The 5,324-nt window shown below is 67.4% G+C and carries 8 protein-coding genes; all 8 read left to right on the forward strand.

What is annotated here, in order from left to right; translation table 11 throughout:
* Positions 1-49: 49 nt before the first annotated feature.
* The gene (gene hisB, locus FYM52_RS18420; protein WP_162524782.1) at positions 50-622 is read left to right on the forward strand and encodes an imidazoleglycerol-phosphate dehydratase HisB; all 573 of its coding nucleotides are present in this window, start codon (positions 50-52) and stop codon (positions 620-622) included.
* 84 nt (positions 623-706) lie between these two features.
* The gene (gene hisH, locus FYM52_RS18425) at positions 707-1,375 is read left to right on the forward strand and encodes an imidazole glycerol phosphate synthase subunit HisH (protein WP_154165138.1); all 669 of its coding nucleotides are present in this window, start codon (positions 707-709) and stop codon (positions 1,373-1,375) included.
* Positions 1,376-1,443: 68 nt separating this feature from the next.
* On the forward strand, positions 1,444-2,202 hold the full coding sequence (gene hisA / locus FYM52_RS18430) for a 1-(5-phosphoribosyl)-5-[(5-phosphoribosylamino)methylideneamino]imidazole-4-carboxamide isomerase (RefSeq protein ID WP_042414270.1): 759 nt from the start codon (positions 1,444-1,446) through the stop codon (positions 2,200-2,202).
* Positions 2,199-3,050 carry a D-hexose-6-phosphate mutarotase gene (locus tag FYM52_RS18435; protein WP_154165139.1) on the forward strand — a complete coding sequence of 284 codons (852 nt, stop codon included), beginning with the start codon at positions 2,199-2,201 and terminating at the stop codon, positions 3,048-3,050. The genes hisA and FYM52_RS18435 overlap by 4 nt, the downstream gene beginning before the upstream one ends.
* 48 nt (positions 3,051-3,098) lie before the next feature.
* Entirely contained in the window at positions 3,099-3,899 is an 801-nt protein-coding gene (hisF, locus tag FYM52_RS18440) for an imidazole glycerol phosphate synthase subunit HisF (protein WP_042414262.1), read from the forward strand.
* A 209-nt stretch (positions 3,900-4,108) separates the two neighbouring features.
* Positions 4,109-4,498, forward strand: coding sequence for a phosphoribosyl-AMP cyclohydrolase (gene hisI, locus FYM52_RS18445; protein ID WP_042414259.1), 390 nt, complete (start codon positions 4,109-4,111; stop codon positions 4,496-4,498).
* A gap of 5 nt (positions 4,499-4,503) precedes the next feature.
* Positions 4,504-4,899: a phosphoribosyl-ATP diphosphatase gene (locus tag FYM52_RS18450; RefSeq protein WP_042414257.1), complete on the forward strand. Its 396-nt coding sequence runs from the start codon at positions 4,504-4,506 to the stop codon at positions 4,897-4,899.
* Positions 4,896-5,288, forward strand: a complete 393-nt coding sequence (locus FYM52_RS18455) for a membrane protein (protein ID WP_042414254.1) — start codon at positions 4,896-4,898, stop codon at positions 5,286-5,288. The genes FYM52_RS18450 and FYM52_RS18455 overlap by 4 nt, the downstream gene beginning before the upstream one ends.
* Positions 5,289-5,324 lie beyond the last annotated feature (36 nt).

Genomic DNA, 5,324 nt, shown 5'->3' on the forward strand with positions numbered 1-5,324 from the left:
CTCCACCGCCCCCGCCACCGCCGAGGGCCACCACCCCCGCGTCGCCGAAGTGCAGCGCAATACCGCCGAAACCCGCGTGCAGGTGCGCGTGGACCTCGATGGCAGCGGCAAGGCGCGGCTGAACTCCGGCATCGGCTTTCTGGACCACATGCTGGACCAGATCGCGCGCCACGGCCTGATCGACCTGGACATCGAGTGTGCGGGCGACCTGCACATCGACGGCCACCACACCGTGGAAGACATTGGCATCACCCTGGGCCAGGCCTTTGCCAAGGCCGTGGGCGACAAGAAGGGCATCCGCCGCTACGGTCATGCCTATGTGCCGCTGGACGAGGCCCTGAGCCGCGTGGTGATCGACTTCTCGGGCCGCCCCGGCCTGCACCTGGACTGCAAGTTCACCGCCGGCCGCATCGGCGAGCTGGACACGCAGCTGGTCTACGAGTTCTTCCAGGGCTTCGTGAACCACGCCGGGGTGACGCTGCACATCGACAACCTCAAGGGCTTCAACGCCCACCACCAGTGCGAGACCATCTTCAAGGCCTTCGCCCGGGCCCTGCGCTTTGCGCTGGAGCGCGACGAGCGCATGGCCGGCGTGATCCCCTCGACCAAGGGCAGTCTCTGAACAATGTGAGCGGCTTGCGCTGGTGAAACCTCGGTTTCCAAGCCAAAGCCTGCTGAAAACCAGCAACAACCAGCGCAAAGTGCTATGAGTACCATGAACAACACCGTGGCCGTGGTCGATTACGAAATGGGCAACCTGCGCTCGGTCTCGCAGGCCGTGCTGCATGCGGCCGCCGGGACCGACGTGCGCGTCATCGTCACCCAGGACCCGGCCGAGGTGCGCGCTGCCGGCCGCATCGTGCTGCCCGGCCAGGGCGCCATGCGTGACTGCATGGCTGCACTCAAGGCCTCGGGCCTGCAGGAAGCAGTGCTGGAAGCCGCAGCCACCAAGCCGCTGTTCGGCGTGTGCGTGGGCATGCAGATGCTGCTGGACCACAGCGAAGAGGGCGACACCCCGGCGCTGGGCCTGATCCCCGGGGTGGTGCGCCGCTTTGACCTGGCCGGCCGCACCCAGCCCGACGGCAGCCGCTACAAGGTGCCGCAGATGGGCTGGAACCAGGTCGTGCCCACGGCCCCCGGCGGCGTGCGCCACGCCATGTGGGAGGGCATCCCCGATGGGGCCTACTTCTACTTTGTGCACAGCTTTTATGCGCAACCCGCTGACGCCGCGCATTGCGCCGCTGAGACAGATTACGGGGGGCGGTTTGCATCCGCCATCGCACGCGATAAGATTTTTGCCACGCAGTTCCACCCCGAGAAGAGCGCGGACCACGGCATTCAGCTGTACCGCAACTTCCTGCACTGGAACCCGTAAGCCCCGATTTCTTCAACCCTGGCCACTTCACCCTGAGGCCAACTCTTAGGCAAAGCCCTTAGCCCATCATGCTGCTGATTCCCGCCATCGACCTCAAAGACGGCCAATGCGTCCGACTCAAACAAGGTGACATGGACCAATCCACCACGTTCGGTGACCCTGCTGACATGGCCCGCAAGTGGCTGGAAGCCGGCGCCCGCCGTCTGCACCTGGTGGACCTGAACGGTGCCTTTGCCGGACAGCCCAAGAATCTGGCGGCCATCAAGGCGATCCTGAAGGCCGTGGACGGTGAAATCCCCGTGCAGCTAGGTGGCGGCATCCGCGACCTGGATACCATCGAGAAGTACCTCGACGCGGGCCTGGAGTACGTCATCATCGGCACCGCCGCGGTGAAGAACCCCGGTTTCCTGCAGGACGCCTGCAGCGCCTTTGGCGGCCACATCATCGTCGGCCTGGATGCCAAGGACGGCAAGGTCGCCGTTGACGGCTGGAGCAAGCTGACCGGCCAGGACGTGATCCCCACGGCCAAGCGCTTCGAGGACTGGGGCGTGGAATCCATCATCTACACCGACATCGGCCGCGACGGCATGCTGTCGGGCATCAACATCGACGCCACCGTCAAGCTGGCGCAGTCGGTGCGCATCCCCGTGATCGCCTCGGGCGGTCTGGCCAGCATCCAGGACATCGAAGCCCTGTGCGCCGTCGAGGACGAGGGCATCGAGGGCGTGATCTGCGGCCGCGCCATCTACACCGGTGACCTGGACTTTGCCGCCGGCCAGAAGCTGGCCGACCAGCTCAACGGCGGCGACGAAGAAGACGCCGGATGAACCCGTCCCCCGCCGCGCGCGAAGTCTGGCGCGGCCTGCGCTGCACGCGCATCACCCTGCCCCATGGCGACAGCGTGCGGGTGTCTGATTTCGGCGCCCAGGTGCTGTCCTGGAACGCCCGGGGGCAGGAGCGCATGTTCCTGTCCGACCGTGCTGTGCTGGATGGCACGGCCGCCATCCGGGGCGGTGTGCCCGTGTGCTTTCCGCAGTTCAACCAGCGCGGCCCGCTGCCCAAGCATGGCCTGGCGCGGCGCACCACCTGGGACTGGCTGGGGGCCGAGGTGCAGGGCAATGCCGTCACCACGCGCTGGCAGTGGGCAGCCGCCGCGCCGCTGCACCCGGACTTTCCCCATGCCCTGCAGGCCGAGCTGGCGGTGACGCTGTCGCCCGACGCCCTGCAGATCACGCTGTCGGCCACCAACACTGGCAGCACCGCCTTGGCCTTCACCGGCGCGCTACACACCTACCTGGCGGTACAGGGGGCCGACATCGCCGCCCTGCACGGCCTGGACGGCGCGGCCTGCTGGGATGCGGCCCACCACTTTGCACCGCAGGTGCAGGCCGGCGCCGTGGCGCTGGGCGCCGAGGTGGACCGTGTCTACGCCCGCCCGGCCCAGCCGCTGGAGCTGCGCGATGCGGCCGGCACGCTGCGCATCCACCAGGATGCGGCCTGGCCCGAGACCGTGGTCTGGAACCCCGGCCCCGCCCTGTGCGCCACCCTGGCGGATCTGCAGGGCGCCGACTGGATGCGCATGCTGTGCGTGGAAGCCGCCGCCATCAACCAGCCCGTGGCCCTGCACCCGGGGCAGCGCTGGCAGGCGGCCCAAACTTTGCAGGTGGTCGCCTGAGGGGCGGTCGCCGGTGTTCGCTGTTCAACCGATAGAAAAAGTCTTTTCATGCTCGCCAAACGCATCATTCCTTGCTTGGACGTCACCGGGGGCCGTGTGGTCAAGGGGGTCAACTTTCTGGAACTGCGCGACGCGGGCGACCCGGTCGAAATCGCCGCGCGCTACAACGCCCAGGGTGCGGACGAGCTGACCTTCCTGGACATCACCGCCACCAGCGACGGGCGCGACCTGATCCTGCCCATCATCGAGGCCGTGGCCAGCCAGGTCTTCATCCCGCTGACCGTGGGCGGTGGCGTGCGCAGCGTGGAAGACGTGCGCCGCCTGCTGAACGCGGGGGCGGACAAGACCAGCTTCAACTCCGCCGCCATCGCCAACCCCGACACCATCAACGCCTGCAGCGACAAGTACGGCGCGCAGTGCATCGTCGTGGCCATCGACGCCAAGCGCCGCACGCCCGAGGACGAGCAGCGCATCGGCCCCGGCGGCACGCCCATGGGCCCGGGCTGGGACGTGTACAGCCACGGTGGGCGCAAGAACGTGGGCCTGGACGTGGTGCGCTGGGCCACCGAGATGGCCCAGCGCGGCGCCGGCGAGATCTTGCTGACCAGCATGGACAAGGACGGCACCAAGAGCGGGTTCGATCTGGCGCTGACCCGGGCCGTGAGCGATGCCGTGGGCGTGCCCGTGATCGCCTCGGGCGGCGTGGGCAACCTGGACCACCTGGCCGACGGTGTGCAGCAGGGCGGTGCCGATGCGGTGCTGGCCGCCAGCATCTTCCACTACGGCGAATACACGGTGCAGCAGGCCAAGCAGCGCATGCGCGAGCGCGGCATTCCCGTGCGCCTGTGAGTGGGGCTGCCACGCCGGAGGCTGGGCGGCAGCGTGCGGCGGCGATGGCTGCCGCAGGGGCTGGGTCCGCAACGCGCCACGGTGGCGCGCAGCGGCATCACTGTTGAAATAAATGAGCGGCTGGCGCTAGTTGTATCAGCGTTGGCCATGGATTAATCGTTGAAAGTGGCGGTTTGCTTGCGCAAGCAGCTATACAAACAGGAATGACTATGAGCTGGCTCGATCAAGTCAAATGGGACGCCCAGGGCCTGGTGCCCGTGATTGCACAGGAACAGGCCACGGGCGACGTGGTGATGTTCGCCTGGATGAACCGCGAGGCGCTGCAGCAGACGGCCGAGCTGGGCCGCGCCGTGTACTTCAGCCGCTCGCGCAACAAGCTGTGGGCCAAGGGCGAGGAGTCCGGCCACGTGCAGACTGTGCACGAGCTGCGCATCGACTGCGACAACGACGTCATCCTGCTCAAGATCACCCAGCAGGGCCACACGCCCGGCATCGCCTGCCACACCGGCCGCCACTCCTGCTTCTACAGCGTGCTGCGGGACGGCCAGTGGGTGGCCATCGATCCGGTCTTGAAAGATCCTGCCTCCATCTACAAATAAGCACCATGTCTGCACACAACCCTGCATCGGTCGAAGGCGCGCTGGCGCGTCTTGCGGCCGTCATCGAAAGCCGTAAAACTGTGAACGGCGGCGACCCCGACAAAAGCTATGTCGCGCGCCTGCTGCACAAGGGCCCCGACGCCTTTCTGAAGAAGATCGGCGAAGAGGCCACCGAGGTGGTCATGGCCGCCAAGGACGTGGACCATGGCGCCGACAAGGGCAAGCTGCTGTACGAGGTGGCGGATCTGTGGTTCCACTCCATGATTGCCCTGTCGCACTACGGGCTGACGCCCGCCGACGTCGTGGCCGAGCTGGAGCGCCGTGAAGGCACCAGCGGGCTGGAGGAAAAGGCTTTGCGCAAGGCCCAGGCACGGGCCGCGCAGGAAGGACACAGCGAGTGAACGATGACATCGTCGAAGTCCGCGCGGTCGACAAGGCCACGCTCGATGGCCTCAACGCCTGGGGCTGGGTCAGCTACCTGCTGCACCTGATCGTTGCGATTGCGGCGGTGGTGCCCGGGGCGCAGGTCAGCGTGGCGGTGCTGCTGATCGCGCTGGTCATCGACCTGGTCAAGCGCCCGGACGCCAGCGGCACCTGGCACGCCTCGCATTTCGCCTGGCGCATCCGCAGCGTGCTGTGGGCCGGCGTGCTGTACGTGCTCACCGCCCCGCTGTGGCTGCTGTTCTTCGTGCCCGGCTGGATCGCCTGGTGCGTGATCTCGCTGTGGTTCCTCTACCGCATCGTGCGCGGCATGGTCGCCATGAACCAGCAAGAGGCCCTGCCGCGCTGAGCGGCCATGGCCCAGCCCCCCGCCACCCATGAGCAC

This window comes from Comamonas sp. CAH-2 (genome assembly GCF_009668305.1).
Lineage (GTDB): Bacteria > Pseudomonadota > Gammaproteobacteria > Burkholderiales > Burkholderiaceae_C > Comamonas > Comamonas aquatica.